The sequence below is a fragment of the Oceanobacillus sp. HCA-5259 genome, assembly GCF_037892815.1.
Lineage (GTDB): Bacteria > Bacillota > Bacilli > Bacillales > Amphibacillaceae > Oceanobacillus > Oceanobacillus indicireducens.
Map to the genome: position 1 here is coordinate 40,132 of NZ_JBBKBV010000008.1, position 15,510 is coordinate 55,641.

Consider the following 15,510-nt stretch of genomic DNA (forward strand, 5'->3'; position numbering starts at 1 on the left):
ATGCTTTTTTTAAATCAACCAGCGCCAGTCTGGGAATTTCGTTATTTTTTCCTTTATTAGCTTAGAGTGATAAAATGAATATAATGAGAATGTAAATTGGAGGAATCCGGATGGGAAATAAATTAGTACTTATCGATGGAAACAGTATTATTTACCGAGCATTTTTTGCGCTGCCTTTATTAAATAATGATAAAGGTGTATATACAAATGCTGTGTATGGTTTTACGACGATGTTATTAAGAATTTTGGAAGAAGAAAAGCCAACACATATGCTAGTTGCTTTTGATGCAGGTAAGACAACCTTCCGTCATGACACGTATAAAGAATATAAAGGAGGGAGACAGAAGACCCCACCTGAATTGTCCGAGCAATTCCCAGTTCTTAAAGAGTTGCTTGAAGCTTTTCAAATTCCGCATTATGAACTGGAGCAGTATGAAGCAGATGATATTATTGGAACTTTTTCCAAATTAGGGGATAACGATGATTGGGAAGTAACCGTCATTTCGGGAGATAAAGACCTTCTGCAGCTTGTGTCTGATCACGTGACTGTTCATGTGACTAAAAAAGGAATAAGTGAGATTGATAAATACACTCCTGCCTTTCTTAAGGAGAAAATCGGTATCTCACCCGATCAAATAATTGATTTCAAAGCTTTGATGGGTGATAGTTCCGATAATATTCCTGGGGTGCCAGGTGTTGGTGAAAAAACAGCATTAAAATTGTTGAAACAATACCCGACATTAGAAGAAGTATATGAGAACATTGATGCAATCGGTGGAAAGAAATTAAAAGAAAACCTCACAACTCATAAAGATGAAGCGTTTATGAGTAGAGAACTCGTTACAATTGACCGGGAATCTCCTGTAAGTATTTCCATTGATGATATTCAGTTTAATGGGTTTGACAAGAACCAAGTAATGAATATCTTTAAAGAACTCGGATTCAACTCACTTCTAAACAGATTTTCCGGAGAAGGTGAAGAGGCGGAAGAATCAGTGGAAATGGCAAAGCTTGATTACGAGATTGTTTCGGAAGTGGATGAAACAATTTTTAATGGAGCCAGTGCATTAGTAGTTGAAATCATTGAAGAAAATTATCATCAGGCTCCGATTATCGGATTTGGCCTAGTCAATGAATCAGGTAATTATTTTATCCCAACAGATCTAGCCCTTGAATCAGTTGCATTCAAAACATGGGCAGAAGATCCGGCACAGAAAAAAGCGGTATTTGATGCGAAAGAAACAGTTGTTGCTCTGCTTAGAAATGATATTGAAATAAAGGGAATTACCTTTGACATGCTATTAGCATCTTATCTCTTGAACCCGGCGGAGAACAATCATGATATCCCGTCGATTGGAAGCAGGTATGGCTATACGGATGTCCTCTTTGATGAAGAAGTGTACGGGAAAGGTGCCAAGATGAAGGTGCCTGAAGAGAGGATTACTGCAGAACATATTACAAGAAAAGCTCTTTCCTTATTTAAATTACAGACTCGTATGACGGAGCAATTGAAAGAAAATGAACAATATGAATTGCTTGCTGAACTGGAGATGCCGCTTGCTTTAATTCTTGGTGAGATGGAACATCAAGGCGTATTAGTTGATACAGACCGCCTTAAAGAAATGGAAGCGGATTTGAAAGCAAGATTGGATACGTTAATTCGTGAAATCCATGAGCTTGCAGGTGAAGAGTTCAATATTAATTCACCGAAACAGCTTGGCCCAATTCTGTTCGATAAATTAGGGCTCCCTGTTATTAAGAAGACGAAAACGGGATACTCGACTGCCGCAGACGTACTTGAACAGCTTCAAATGGAACATGAGATCATTCCGAAAATCTTGTTATATCGTCAACTCGGAAAGTTACAATCGACTTATATTGAAGGTTTATTAAAAGTCGTGGACAAAGATACAAGCAAGATTCATACCCGCTTCAACCAGGCGCTTACTCAAACAGGAAGACTTAGTTCGGTGGATCCTAATTTACAAAATATCCCAATACGACTGGAGGAAGGAAGAAAGATCCGGCGTGCATTCGTACCTTCAGAGAAGGACTGGATTATCTTTGCTGCGGATTACTCACAAATTGAATTAAGAGTGCTCGCTCACTTTGCAAAAGATGAGAAGCTGGTTGATGCTTTCCAGCATGACATGGATATTCATACAAGAACCGCAATGGATGTATTCCATGTCGAGGAAGATGCGGTCACAGTTAATATGCGTAGACAAGCTAAAGCGGTAAACTTTGGAATCGTCTATGGAATTAGTGATTACGGTCTTTCACAAAACCTAGGCATAACTCGGAAAGAAGCGAAACAATTTATTGAACGTTATTTCGAAAGTTTCCCAGGTGTAAAGGATTATATGGACAGTATTGTTCAATCAGCGAAACAACAAGGGTATGTAACGACAATCATGAACCGGAGAAGATATTTACCAGAGATTACGAGCCGTAATTTCAACAGAAGAAGCTTTGCGGAGCGGACCGCAATGAATACGCCGATTCAAGGAAGTGCAGCAGATATCATCAAGCAGGCGATGATCGACCTTCATCATAAATTAAAAGAAGAGAAACTTGAAGCCCGCATGCTGCTTCAAGTCCATGACGAACTGATTTTAGAAGCACCGAAGTCGGAATTGGACCGATTAATTGAAATTGTGCCAGCAACAATGGAAGAGACGATTGAAATACTCGTACCACTCAAAGTGGATTATGAGTATGGGGAAAGCTGGTTTGACGCTAAATAAGGAGATAGAAGAAATGCCAGAGTTACCAGAGGTAGAAACGATAAAGCGAACACTTGAACATTTAACCATTGGGAAGACAATTGAAACAGTAGAAGTTCATTGGGGAAAGATTATCAAGCATCCCGATGATGTGGAACAATTTAAACATTTGCTAGTCGGCCAAACGGTTCAACGGTTGGGTCGGAGAGGGAAGTTCCTCTTATTTTATTTGGATGATTACTGCCTCGTTTCCCATTTACGTATGGAAGGAAAATATAGAGTCCTACCGGAAGAAACAGAGAAGGATAAACATACGCATGTTATTTTCACATTTACAAACGGGGAAGCACTGCATTATCATGATGTGCGCAAATTTGGTACGATGCATCTCTATCCGATTGGGGATGAGATGACACACGATCCACTCCGTAAATTAGGGCCGGAGCCATTCGATTCGTCCTTTAGTTTTCCCTATTTTAAAGAGAAGCTGAACAAGACGGAACGATTGATTAAAGCAGTATTGCTTGATCAATCAGTCGTAACAGGGTTGGGTAATATTTATGTGGACGAGACATTGTATAAAGCGGGCGTACACCCGATGAGAAGGGCGAACACATTAAAAGACAGTGAGATTGAAAAAATTAAAGATGCTGCAATCATCACCTTGACAGAAGCGGTAGAAGCGGGAGGCACAACGATCCGTTCCTACGTGAATTCTGAAGGGGAAATGGGCATGTTCCAGCAGAAGCTGTTTGTCTACGGCCAGGAAAATGAACAATGCACAGACTGCGGACAAAAAATAGTAAAAATAAAAGTGGCTGGCAGAGGAACACATTTATGTACCAAGTGCCAGCCTCTCTAAGGGGTGAGATTTTTTGAGTTTAGTCATCGGATTAACCGGAAGTATAGCGACAGGAAAAAGTACCGTTGCCAAGATGTTTCGACAACTTGGCATCCCAGTTATCGATGCTGATATATTGGCAAGAGAAGTAGTGGAGCCAGGAGAAGACGCTTATAAAGAAGTGATTGAAACCTTTGGAGAGGATATCCTGCTCGAAGATAAGACGCTTAACCGGAAACAGCTCGGTGAAATTGTGTTTACCGACGAGACGAAGCGGAAACAATTAAACGGCATCGTCCACCCTGCCATTCGGAAAAAAATGCTTGAGAAAAGGGATCACTTCATCCGTGAGGGTAATCAATGTGTTGTTCTGGATATTCCATTACTGTTTGAGAGTAAGCTTCAAGAATTTGTAGATAAGGTTCTCGTCGTGTATGCCGATCAAGAGATTCAGTTACAGCGTTTAATGGCGAGAAATGAGTTTACAGAAGAAGAAGCAATGCAACGCATCCAGTCGCAAATGCCAGTAAAGGAAAAAGCAAGTCTTGCTGACGCGGTAATTAATAATAATAGCACGAAGGAAGAAACATATGAACAGCTGCGGCAGTTGCTAGAAAAGTGGCAAATACTTGAAGTTAATTGACTTAGCAGTGCCGTAATAAAATGGATTGCATAAGATACGAATAAGGTAACCAACTTTCTTAATATTAAAACATCTGGATTATGATGAAAATAGCACACATTCCAAGTTTAATGTGTTATACTAATTTCAGTAATACATAATAAAGTATAACTTATTGGGAGGAATGGGGTAAAGATGGGTAAAATTCGTATTGCAATTAATGGGTTTGGACGTATCGGGAGAATGGTGTTCCGCCAGGCTATGGTGGATGAACAATTTGAAGTTGTAGCAGTCAATGCAAGCTACCCGCCCGAAACGTTAGCGCATTTAATTAAATATGATAGTGTTCATGGTATTTTTGAAGGGGAAGTGAAAGCGCTTGACAATGCGCTGCAAATTAACGGTAAAGAAGTTAAGCTTGTCAGTTCCAGGGAGCCGGATAAGTTGCCTTGGAATGAACTTGATATAGATGTTGTTATTGAAGCAACAGGGAAGTTTAAGACAAATGAAACAGCAGGATTACATCTTCAGGCAGGTGCGAAAAAAGTTGTCATTACGGCACCTGGTAAAGAAATCGATAAAACTATCGTTATCGGTGTAAATGATGAAGAATATAACGGAGATATCCACCATATTGTATCAAACGCATCATGTACAACTAACTGTTTAGCACCAGTCGTAAAAGTCCTTGATGACCGTTTCAAAATTGTTAACGGATTAATGACTACAGTCCATGCATTCACAAACGATCAGAAGAACTTGGATAATCCTCACAAAGACCTTCGCCGTGCTCGTGGCTGTACACAATCCATTATTCCAACTTCTACAGGAGCCGCAAAAGCACTTGGCGAAGTATTACCACATTTGAATGGTAAATTGCATGGAATGGCTTTACGTGTTCCAACTCCAGACGTATCGCTCGTTGACCTAGTTGTTGATGTAGAAGAAAGCGTTACGGTGGAAGAAGTGAATGGTGCCTTTAAAGAAGCGGCTGCAAGGGACTATAACGGTATCATTAGCTATACGGAGGATCCGCTTGTGTCAATCGACTTTACAACTACCGATTCATCAGCTATCGTTGACGGATTATCAACGATTGTAATGGAGGATAAAAAGATTAAAGTCCTTGCTTGGTATGATAATGAATGGGGCTACTCTGCACGCGTCCTTGATTTGGCGAAACTAGTTGGTGAATCACTATTGTACAAACAAACTGCTAAAATTTCATAAAGTGAAACTCATTCAGTGGGGGTATTACAGACCGTTCATGCGTGATAAATCAAACTGCTATAAAGATGCATTTTCCGTTCCGGGGGCAGCCGAACGAAGATGCATCTTTTTATTGTATAAGAAACTAAAAAGTGAAACTTCATTCAGTGGGAAATTCCTTCTCTCCTGTTTAGATGTGGGGGGAATATAGACCGTTCATGCGTGATAATAAAAATGCTGTGATAACTTAGGTATCCAGGGCTGGCCATGTCCGGATTTTAATCGAATAGAAGATTTTACGGAAACATGTTAAAATAAAGGATATATTATTTTTTACATTTAGAAGTGTAGGCTTCTATCCTAATAAATGAAACTTGTTTGAAGGTAGAGAGGTGAGCGAAGTTGCGTTGTTCAAACTGTAATTATAAAAATACAAAAGTAACCGATTCCCGTCCGATAGAAGACGGAAGAGCGATTCGGCGCCGAAGAGAATGTGAACGATGTGGTCAGCGTTTCACAACATTTGAACGGATGGAGGAAGTTCCATTAATCGTCGTTAAAAAAGACGGTATGCGTCAAGAATTTTCTCGGGATAAGCTGACCCGCGGATTAATCCGTGCCTGTGAGAAACGACCAGTTCCGGTTGAAACGATGGAAGAGATTGCTCTTGAGGTTGAAAAAGGACTGAGGAATCTTGGTTCATCAGAAGTGGACTCGGAATTAATCGGGGAAATGGTGATGGAAAGACTCTCTAAGGTTGATGAAGTGGCCTATGTTCGCTTTGCCTCTGTCTATCGTCAATTCAAAGATGTTACTGTTTTTCTAGATGAATTGAAAGAATTGATTAATGCGGAAGAACAAGATGAAGCGGAAAAGGAAGAATAAAAAGGGTGAATATCCAGTGAAAAGCATAGGACAGCTATTACCTGTTGATGGGTATTTTGTTCGAATGGATAAAGCATTACCAGTTGATTATCTGCAATCTTTAACACATTTGTACCAACCGCTTATTGGTACAGAGCCACTTATGCTTTATTTAACCCTTACGAATGAAGTATCCTTGCAGGAAGAAGGAATACCGCAAACACATCATACGTTAATGAATTACATGATGCTGCCACTAGATAGAATTTATGATGCCCGTTTAAAGCTGGAAGCTATCGGCTTATTACGTACGTTTAAACAAGAAATGGACGAGTTTACAATTTACACGTATAACTTGCAATGTCCGTTTGATTCAAAAAGTTTCTTTGAAGAAGCAATGTGTTCATCCCTGCTTTATCATCACCTTGGTGAGCAGAAATTCAACCAGCTAAAAGATCTTTTCGCAAAAGACAGTGTACCGGAAGCTGGCGAGAATATTACTGCAGATTTCCAGGAAGTATTCCAGACTACCCCTAAAGAAGGAATGGTTCAAGTGACTGTTCATGAAGATGAAGCAGTAGCCGTTGAGGAAGACGGGACAGTAGACTTCCAGTGGCTGGAACAGATGCTGAAGCAACGGATGATCCCTGTTTATCGTGTTCTGACGAAAGAAAACCGTAAGTTGATTGCTCATATGCTCATTCTCTATGAATTGGAAAGCTTTGAGATCGATAAAGCCGTTAATTGGTCATTAAATGAGGAGAATTATCTCGACAGGGAAGAATTTAAACAGGCTTGCCATGACATTTATCGAGCAAAAAGCAATAGTCAGCCAATCCGTCTTGTGGAAAAGAAAGAACTTAATAAGCAAGTAATCAAAGCGGAAGAACCGGAAAAGCCACTTACAAGAGAAGATTTATTAATTCGTGAGTTAGAAACAATTACGCCGAAACAATTACTGGAAGATTTATCAAGTGGAAGTTCCGCTTCGGCTCAAGATCTGAAGCTGATCAGCGATGTGATGACGAATCAAGGGCTTCCGCCAGCTGTTATGAATGTTCTCATCCATTATGTGCTATTGCAGACAAACATGAAATTGTCCAGAGCTTATCTCGAGAAGATTGCAAGTCACTGGTCTCGGGCGAAATTACAGACAGCAAGGGAAGCTATGGAATTTGCGAAGAAGGAAAAGGCCAGTTATGAAGAAGCGAAGGCAAAGCGGGCGCGGAATCATCAAGGTAATTACGGGCGTGCGTCAAATAATGATATTGTTCCAGATTGGTATAAGTCAGGGAAACATAAAGAGAAAAAAGAAGAGAAAGAATCCCCTGCAATGAACAAGGAGCAATGGAAGGTCGCAAAGTTGCTGCAACAATATTCAGAAGGAAATTAAACCAGTCTTTAAAAGGGTGATTTTAGTGAAACCAATACAATCGAACTTAAAAGCGTGGATGAACAAAAGCGAAAGTTTTAAAGAAAATTATCAAAAAATGAAACAAGAGTTGCTTCAAGATCCAGAAATCAAAGAATTCCTCGCTATTCACCCGGAATTGGGGCAAGAAGAGATTGATAAAAACCTGATTAAACTATATGAGTTCAAATCCCAATCAAAGCAATGCGATCACTGTGCTTCTTTTGGTGAATGTAAAAACATGATTCAAGGATACTCGCCTATTCTGCAAGTGACAGGGGATGAAATTCATATCCGTTATGAGAAATGCCATAGCAGATTACTCGCTGAAAAGGAACAGGAGCAGAATAAATTAATTCAAAGTTTATACATGCCAAAAGAGATTTTGCAAGCGAGATTTTCCGATATTGATAATGATTCATCCAGGACGCAAGTGCTCCTAAAGATATTCGACTTCCTGGAACAAGCAAAATATGAGATTCCGAAGAAGGGAATATACTTACATGGAATCTTCGGTGTAGGGAAAACCTTCCTGCTAGGAGCTCTCGCGAATGAATTAAAAAAATACAATATATCATCAACGATTATTTATATGCCGGAATTCGTAAGAGAAATGAAAGCATCATTGAAAGATGATTCCGTCAACGAGAAGATGGATCTATTTAAAACGACGGATATTCTCATGCTAGATGATATAGGTGCTGAAATGCATTCCGCATGGTTTCGGGATGAAATTTTAAGTTCCATTCTGCAATACCGTATGATGGAAGGACTTCCTGTCTTTTTCACATCCAATTACAATTTGGAACAACTGCAAACACATCTTGCAACAACGCGAACAGGTGTTGAAACACTAAAGGCCGCAAGAATCATTGAACGAATCCAACAAGTAAGTGACATCATGCATGTTCAGGGCTATAACCGCAGAAAATAATGTACTTCCTTCTAGTAGAAACCGGACTTAATACTAGAAGGGAGTTTTTTGCATTTAATTATCTTACTTATACACCCCCTAAAATCAAACCCGCCGAACCATTTGCTTTCATACAGCGTAAGTATCTGTAACTCTCTTCTGGAGGTCCGCAGTCCAGACACCTCTCGCTTTCCGCAGGAGGCTCCAGCTGTGCCCGCGGAAAGCATCCGTCCACCGGGCAACTGAACGGCGATTAGAGCGTCTTAATTAGTGAAAGAGCAGACACTTACGCTGTATGAAAGGGGTTGGAGCTTTTTAAATTATATTAAGATATGTAGAATTGATTGGGCTTGTAAAAGTCGAGTAATTAGTTTCAATAGTTTTATCATTTTTTTCACGACCAGTCCATATAATATAGCAGTTTGGTTGTAAATGAGGGTGATGTGAAAAAAATGGATATTTTCTTTGAGTCGGACAAGGAGGTCATATGTTTTTGCGAACGATTATTTCAGCAAAACAAACAGATCGCCGTATATTGGCAAGTCAATGCAAAGCGGGGAAATCAGCTTACGATCAACGAGGAACCATTAAATGAAATCATCTTCCAGTCGATCGCAGTATCTTTAGTTGATGTCTATGTCACGCATCGGTTAAGAAGTATTATCAATGAAATCATTCAAGATACTTATTATTTTTCTGATGGACATGAAATCGAACAAATTTATGAGCTTGCGGAATGGATTGTAACTGGAGAAGATAAGGATTGTAAAATGCTCCGTAAAAATAAGCATCCCATCCAATTATTACGTGCAATTTTCCTTATGCATATCCGCAATGCGCAAGATGTACATTTCGATTGGATTGTTCAGACGGGGATGAAGGCATTCAAGCAAGATCTCATCCATTATGTTGGACTGGCCATTGATGAATTCAAGCGCGAAGAAGAGCATCAATCATTTATTAATACGTTAAGGGAATACATCATTAAGAAAGAACCTGCTGTTCCACTTATCCACGTTGTTGGAGGAAATACATTTAGTTATTATCACTTTACCGGTAAACCGTATTCTAAAGTTGAGCTGCGTTCTATTATGAAAAAAGTTCCCCTTTATTTGTTCGGATTACCTGAGGATGAATGGAATCTTACACCACTGATTGCGCTTGCCCCGCGGAAAATAAAATTGTATGTGGACGACTCATCCAGCCCGCGGACACAAACGGTACTGAATATTTTTCAAGAAAGGGTTGATATTCAATCATTTAAGGATTTTCCATATACCTATTTCACCTTTGGAAATAAATAGCGTATAGAAAAAAATATTCCGAGGCTTGATTTTCCAATAAACGGGCGTTATAATACAATTAATCATATAAATTCAGCAATGAAGAGGACATGATTATTTGTATCCCTGTATAGATAAGAGAAGAAAGCCTTGGCTGAAAGCTTTCCGTATGCAGTCAAATAATTACCACCTCCGAGCACTGCCGTGGAACAACAGTAAATGGTAGCGTCTAATCTGCGTTAAAGATCTGAAGCGATTTTTTATGAATCGGAAACTGGGTGGAACCACGTTATAGAGATATACCGTCCCTTTGCATGAATGCAGAGAGACGGTTTTTTTATTGTATTTTAATAAATTGGATATAGGAGATGACTTGTGATGGCAGAAGAAATTACTTTAGTCTTCCCAGATGGGAATAAGAAGGACTTCCCTAAAGGTACGACAGGGGAAGAAGTTGCGGCATCGATTTCACCAGGATTAAGAAAGCAGGCATTAGCGATTAAGCTTGATGGTGAACCATGGGATTTACGGCGTCCGATTGAAAATGGGGGAGAGATTCAAATCATAACATACCGGGATGATGAGGGTATTGATATCTTGCGTCATTCAACAGCACACTTACTTGCTCAAGCAATCAAGCGTCTCTACGGTGACGTGAAATTCGGAGTTGGTCCAGTCATTGAAGAAGGATTTTATTATGACATCGATATGGAACATGCCCTAACTCCAGAGGATTTGCCGAAAATCGAAAAAGAAATGCAACGTATTGTGGATGAGAACTTGGAAGTTAAGCGCATCGAGGTTTCAAGGGAAGAAGCGAAAAAACGTTTTGCGGAGATAGGCGATAATCTAAAACTTGAATTGATCGATGATATCCCTAAAGGGGAGCAGGTGACGATATATGAGCAAGGTGAATTTTTCGATCTATGCCGTGGTGTTCATGTACCGAGCACGAGTAAAATTAAAGTATTTAAACTGCTTAGTATTTCCGGTGCATACTGGAGAGGTGACAGTCAGAATCAACAGCTTCAACGAATTTATGGAACTGCTTTTGAAAAGAAATCTCAGCTTAAAGAGTATCTGAAAATCTTAGAAGAGAGAAAAGAAAGAGATCACCGTAAACTCGGCAAAGAACTCGATTTATTCACTGTTTCTCAAAAAGTCGGTCAAGGACTGCCCTTATGGTTGCCAAAAGGTGCGACAATCCGGAGAATTATCGAGCGTTATATCGTTGACCTTGAGGAAAAATTAGGCTATGACCACGTATATACACCGGTTCTTGGCAGTAAGGAACTTTATGAAACAAGTGGCCATTGGGATCACTATCAAGAAGACATGTTTCCATCCATGGATATGGATAACGAAACATTAGTGCTCCGGCCGATGAACTGTCCGCATCATATGATGGTTTTTAAAAATCAATTATGGAGTTACCGTCAATTGCCAGTGCGGATTGCTGAACTTGGCTTAATGCACCGTTATGAGATGAGCGGGGCGTTAGCGGGTTTACAACGTGTTCGGGGTATGACGCTAAATGATGCTCATATATTTGCTCGTCCTGATCAACTGAAAGAAGAGTTCAAACGGGTTGTTGAATTAATCCAACATGTTTATAAAGATTTTGGCATTGAAGATTATAGCTTCAGATTGTCTTACCGTGATCCGGAAGATAAGGAAAAATATATTGATGATGACACAATGTGGGAAATGACACAACGTCAATTAAAAGAAACGATGGAAGAGCTGGAGCTTGATTATGTGGAAGCAGAAGGGGAAGCGGCTTTCTATGGACCGAAGCTTGATATTCAAGTAAAAACGGCACTCGGTAAAGAAGAGACACTTTCGACCGTACAGCTTGACGTATTGCTGCCAGAGCGCTTTGATTTAACTTATATCGGGGAAGACGGAAAAGAACACCGACCGGTTGTTATTCACCGCGGTGTCGTTTCTACAATGGAACGCTTTGTTGCATTCTTAATTGAAGAATACAAAGGTGCATTCCCAACATGGCTAGCTCCTGTACAAGTGAAAGTAATCCCGGTATCTCCACAAGTACATTTTGATTACGCAAAACAAGTTGCTGAATCATTAACGCGAGAAGGAATCCGGGTCGAGTTGGATGAGCGTGATGAGAAAATTGGCTACAAAATCCGTCAAGCCCAAACCGAAAAAGTCCCATTCTCTCTCGTACTTGGAGACAAGGAAGTTGAAGAAAACACTGTTACCTACCGCCGCTACGGAGAAAAAGCAACAACAACTCTCTCGGGGGCTGCATTTAAAGATCTGCTAAGAGAAGAAATTGCTAATAAATCGGATCACGAATAAGATATAATTTGTTGTAATAAACCTAGGTATAACCTCAATGTATGGATTTTTCATCATAGTTTGGGGTTATACCTTCGTTTTATTTTCGGTTAAATGGTAACCCTGTCCTTAGATTGTAATAAATTATTCTCCCTTTTACCTAGCATGAATTTAAAAGATTTAGTATGATGGAATGAGCGAATGTTATTGGGGGATTAATTGGTATGACAGGATCGTTTAGTTTCGTATTAGATTATATCTTAGACAATTATGGCACGGACAATATTTTTTGGACGATGTATTTCATTAACCTTATACTTTCAGCAATCGCCTATAAGCTTGGTTTTGCAAGAAAGTTATCGGTGGGAAAAAATATATTCGTCTACTTCATGCTCGTTCTCGGTAATTATATTACGACTATATTCAGCATCATGAAGCTGCCGATGACAGAAAGCCTTGTTGTCATCTGTATTGTACTTATAATTTATCGTACAAGACTTCATATGCAAAGAAAAGCAAAAAACGCCTCATAAGGGCGTTTTTTTAAATATATTCATCTTCTTCCTTATTCTCTTCATAAAGCCGGAATTTACCTGTTGCATGTCTTGCTTTTGTTTTTATTTCAATCCGCTCATAACATTCGTCACATAGGTACATATACGTCCGGCGGTTTCTTAAACGTTTCGCTTTAAATGAGTCGTCAGGAAGTTCATTAATTTCATCGCATATTGTACATTTAACTTGCATCCTTTCACCTCATATATCCTGATGATGAAACAAGTATACCATAATAGGTAAATGCTAGGAAAATCTTTTTTACCAAAATCTTTTTTATCGAATAAAGGTTTTATTCTTTTTTATGGGGGAATATAAAGATAACTTCACGTTTGGAAAGGAAGGTAAAGTTGATGAAGAAGCGTAATATTATTACAGCTGTGGGTGCAGGTGTTATCGGGGCAGGCGCAGCAAGCTACTTTCTGCTGAATGACTCACAAAAATCAAAGATAAAAGAATCGGTAAATAATCTTCTTAATAACCAGATGGATCCAAGTGAATCGACGTTTGAAAAAGCTGGTCATCCAGACCAGACGGATATGAGGGATAACGCTGATTTGGAAAATGCTAAAATGGTATCGGAAGGGTCGCAATTTGGAGTTCAGTACTACAACGAAAAAAACGAAAAACAAGAAAATACACCACTTCAATAAACAAGTATACGGAGGCGTCCTTGAAAACAAGAACGCCTCCACTTTTCGTTATTCTTTTCTATTATGTGACTGTTCGTTTTCTATTTCTTCCAATTCATTTTTATCTTCTTCATCAAGCATTTCTTTATTATCATCTTGCTCTTGTGGCAGGTCATCCATTACAGGGAATTCAGGCATTGCCCTCCCGACAATTGCAGAAAGTTCATCGACAATACCTTGGATAGGATAGCCGGCTTGGATTTGCTCGCCCATCCCGCGCACTCTAGCCATCAAGTCGGCATCCGCGACTACTACTGCCGTTTTCCCCCAAGGGTCGTGATACAAGGCTTCAGAAACGGAGTATTTGATCGTCCCGACTCGTGAACGATCCATGTCTTCCTCGACATCAATAGCAACGACTGTGTAAGGACCGGCAACTAAGGCAGATGCTTCGTTAACTCCTGGTACATTGTTTGCAACGTTTGACAGATGCTCAGCTATTTCCGTATTCGTCAGCTGCACATCATCCGTATCATTCCTATTCTCCACTTGCATGAACCGGTTATTTGGCTGCGTTTCCTCTTGTGCTGCATTGTCTTTACCTTGACAACCGTAAAGGGCAGCAAGACATAAAATAAGAAAGCCCCATTTACGAATATTCATTATTCATACCTCCTCATAAAGCTTTGTTTATTTTTAGCAGAATAAATTAAAATATTCGTAGGACTTCCTGTCATATGAAAATAATTATCCAAAAGATTGCTATTTAAAATGAACCGCTGACACCGTTCGCTTTCCAAATTTGGCCTTTCCTCGGAGCAGTCCAGACACCTCGAGACTCCTGCAGGAGGAAAGGCATAAGGTGAGACCCCGCAGGGCGGCAGCCCGAGGAGGCTCACCAGCCGCCTGCGGAAAGCGAGAGGTGTCTGGACTGCGGACCTCCAGAAGTAAGTTGCACTTACGCTGAATGAAAGTAATTCGCTGTTTTAGACTGCGGGACTTGGGTTAGTTGATGATGATTTCGGTAACTCCTTTAATTGGATCGTCTTTATTCGTGCCATCACTGAAATAAATATGTACAGGACCGTCTTCTTTTAGTGGTTTGCCCTCAAAAGAAAACAAAAAGTAACTATTTGCAAGTTCTTCCAAGTCGAGCGTTATCTCATTACCGTCTGCTTGTACGATTGTAGCGCCGGTTGCTTCCTCGTTCGCTCCTGCATTTTCAAAAAAAGGTTTAAAAGGTATAACGTAAGTCGACTTTAAAATTTCGTCCGCATCTTTGCGGGGAATGGGTTTATTATCATTTGTTGCTTGAACTACTTCCCGGTTAAACCGTTCCTCTGAACTGAATGTATGCTCCTGTTCTTCGCGCGTATCATGCCTATCAGAAAATGCTTCATCAAATTTTATTCTTCTGTCATCAAAAATCCAGACACTTGGATCAAGTGTTATTGGAAACTTTACATTCCCCTTTATTGGAATAATCATTTTTGTGCCCCCATCTTTTATTAATTACCCTATGAATCTTTTTATTCATACCCGGCAATCGATACGTTATAATTCTATCAAATTGATTCAATATTTTCACCTAATCGAGATATTTACAAGAGAAGAGCAATTCTTTTCCGGGATATCCTTCAATTTTGTTTGCATTTTTTTTAAGCAACCGCTAATATATAAGAAAGAGTCTTTATTACTGGAGGGGATTATAATGGTTCCTGAGGTGACAGTTAATCATCGTGAAAAAGCCTACGCCCTTCTGAAGGCTGACGCTGACAAAATTTTACGATTAATAGAAGTTCAAATAGAAAATTTAACGATGCCACAGTGCCCGGTCTACGAAGAGGTGTTGGATACACAAATGTTCGGTCTCTCTAAAGAGATTGATTTTGCTGTTCGTTTGAACTTAATCAGCGAGAATGAAGGTAAAGCACTTCTGGAAAATTTGGAGAAGAAGCTTAATATTTTGCATGAAGCCTCACAAAATACGTTGTGAACGATTTGTGTATGTTGATTTTGCAGCAAAACTTTGCCTGAAAGAACTCGGCAAGGTTTTTTTGTTTTAGGTAAGTTAAAATAAAACTGTGGGTAAAAGAAAAACTTTTTATAAATAGTATGTACTATTTATTTAATTGTGTTATACTTTATAA

The 15,510-nt window shown here is 39.6% G+C and carries 15 protein-coding genes; 12 read left to right on the forward strand and 3 right to left on the reverse strand.

Translation table 11 applies throughout. The features are described from left to right. The first annotated feature begins 110 nt into the window (after window positions 1–110). The 10 genes from polA (at window position 111) to WKU33_RS06920 (ending at window position 12,706) form a co-directional block, all read left to right on the forward strand. Window positions 111–2,747, forward strand: coding sequence for a DNA polymerase I (gene polA, locus WKU33_RS06875; protein ID WP_156857585.1), 2,637 nt, complete (start codon window positions 111–113; stop codon window positions 2,745–2,747). A gap of 13 nt (window positions 2,748–2,760) precedes the next feature. Further along, entirely contained in the window at window positions 2,761–3,588 is an 828-nt protein-coding gene (gene mutM / locus WKU33_RS06880) for a DNA-formamidopyrimidine glycosylase (RefSeq protein ID WP_156857616.1), read from the forward strand. Window positions 3,589–3,601: 13 nt separating this feature from the next. Then, a complete protein-coding gene (gene coaE, locus WKU33_RS06885; protein ID WP_156857586.1) occupies window positions 3,602–4,210 on the forward strand; it encodes a dephospho-CoA kinase in 609 nt (202 codons plus the stop codon). Between the two features lie 174 nt (window positions 4,211–4,384). Beyond that, on the forward strand, window positions 4,385–5,419 hold the full coding sequence (locus tag WKU33_RS06890) for a glyceraldehyde-3-phosphate dehydrogenase (RefSeq protein ID WP_336251590.1): 1,035 nt from the start codon (window positions 4,385–4,387) through the stop codon (window positions 5,417–5,419). Window positions 5,420–5,800: 381 nt separating this feature from the next. After that, window positions 5,801–6,283, forward strand: coding sequence for a transcriptional regulator NrdR (gene nrdR / locus WKU33_RS06895; protein ID WP_188855612.1), 483 nt, complete (start codon window positions 5,801–5,803; stop codon window positions 6,281–6,283). Next, window positions 6,261–7,655, forward strand: coding sequence for a replication initiation and membrane attachment family protein (locus WKU33_RS06900; RefSeq protein WP_340453874.1), 1,395 nt, complete (start codon window positions 6,261–6,263; stop codon window positions 7,653–7,655). The genes nrdR and WKU33_RS06900 overlap by 23 nt, the downstream gene beginning before the upstream one ends. A gap of 25 nt (window positions 7,656–7,680) precedes the next feature. After that, on the forward strand, window positions 7,681–8,607 hold the full coding sequence (gene dnaI / locus WKU33_RS06905; RefSeq protein WP_336251592.1) for a primosomal protein DnaI: 927 nt from the start codon (window positions 7,681–7,683) through the stop codon (window positions 8,605–8,607). Between the two features lie 431 nt (window positions 8,608–9,038). After that, window positions 9,039–9,890 (forward strand): sporulation protein YtxC, encoded by an 852-nt coding sequence (ytxC, locus tag WKU33_RS06910; protein WP_156857617.1) that lies wholly within the window; start codon window positions 9,039–9,041, stop codon window positions 9,888–9,890. 357 nt (window positions 9,891–10,247) lie between these two features. Next, a complete protein-coding gene (gene thrS / locus WKU33_RS06915) occupies window positions 10,248–12,194 on the forward strand; it encodes a threonine--tRNA ligase (protein WP_336251593.1) in 1,947 nt (648 codons plus the stop codon). 203 nt (window positions 12,195–12,397) lie between these two features. After that, the gene (locus WKU33_RS06920) at window positions 12,398–12,706 is read left to right on the forward strand and encodes a YlaH-like family protein (protein ID WP_156857592.1); all 309 of its coding nucleotides are present in this window, start codon (window positions 12,398–12,400) and stop codon (window positions 12,704–12,706) included. 10 nt (window positions 12,707–12,716) lie between these two features. On the opposite strand, the gene WKU33_RS06925 is transcribed toward WKU33_RS06920, so the two are convergent. After that, on the reverse strand, window positions 12,717–12,920 hold the full coding sequence (locus tag WKU33_RS06925) for a YlaI family protein (RefSeq protein ID WP_156857593.1): 204 nt from the start codon (window positions 12,918–12,920) through the stop codon (window positions 12,717–12,719). A 161-nt stretch (window positions 12,921–13,081) separates the two neighbouring features. On the opposite strand from WKU33_RS06925, the gene WKU33_RS06930 reads away from it, so the two are divergent. After that, window positions 13,082–13,381: a hypothetical protein gene (locus tag WKU33_RS06930; protein ID WP_340453877.1), complete on the forward strand. Its 300-nt coding sequence runs from the start codon at window positions 13,082–13,084 to the stop codon at window positions 13,379–13,381. A 48-nt stretch (window positions 13,382–13,429) separates the two neighbouring features. On the opposite strand, the gene WKU33_RS06935 is transcribed toward WKU33_RS06930, so the two are convergent. Then, window positions 13,430–14,023, reverse strand: a complete 594-nt coding sequence (locus WKU33_RS06935) for a YhcN/YlaJ family sporulation lipoprotein (protein ID WP_336251595.1) — start codon at window positions 14,021–14,023, stop codon at window positions 13,430–13,432. A gap of 342 nt (window positions 14,024–14,365) precedes the next feature. After that, the gene (locus tag WKU33_RS06940; RefSeq protein ID WP_336251596.1) at window positions 14,366–14,848 is read right to left on the reverse strand and encodes a hypothetical protein; all 483 of its coding nucleotides are present in this window, start codon (window positions 14,846–14,848) and stop codon (window positions 14,366–14,368) included. A gap of 223 nt (window positions 14,849–15,071) precedes the next feature. Here WKU33_RS06940 and WKU33_RS06945 point away from each other — a divergent pair, with 223 nt between their 5' ends. Beyond that, window positions 15,072–15,356: a YlaN family protein gene (locus WKU33_RS06945; protein WP_156857597.1), complete on the forward strand. Its 285-nt coding sequence runs from the start codon at window positions 15,072–15,074 to the stop codon at window positions 15,354–15,356. The last annotated feature ends 154 nt before the right edge of the window (window positions 15,357–15,510 follow it).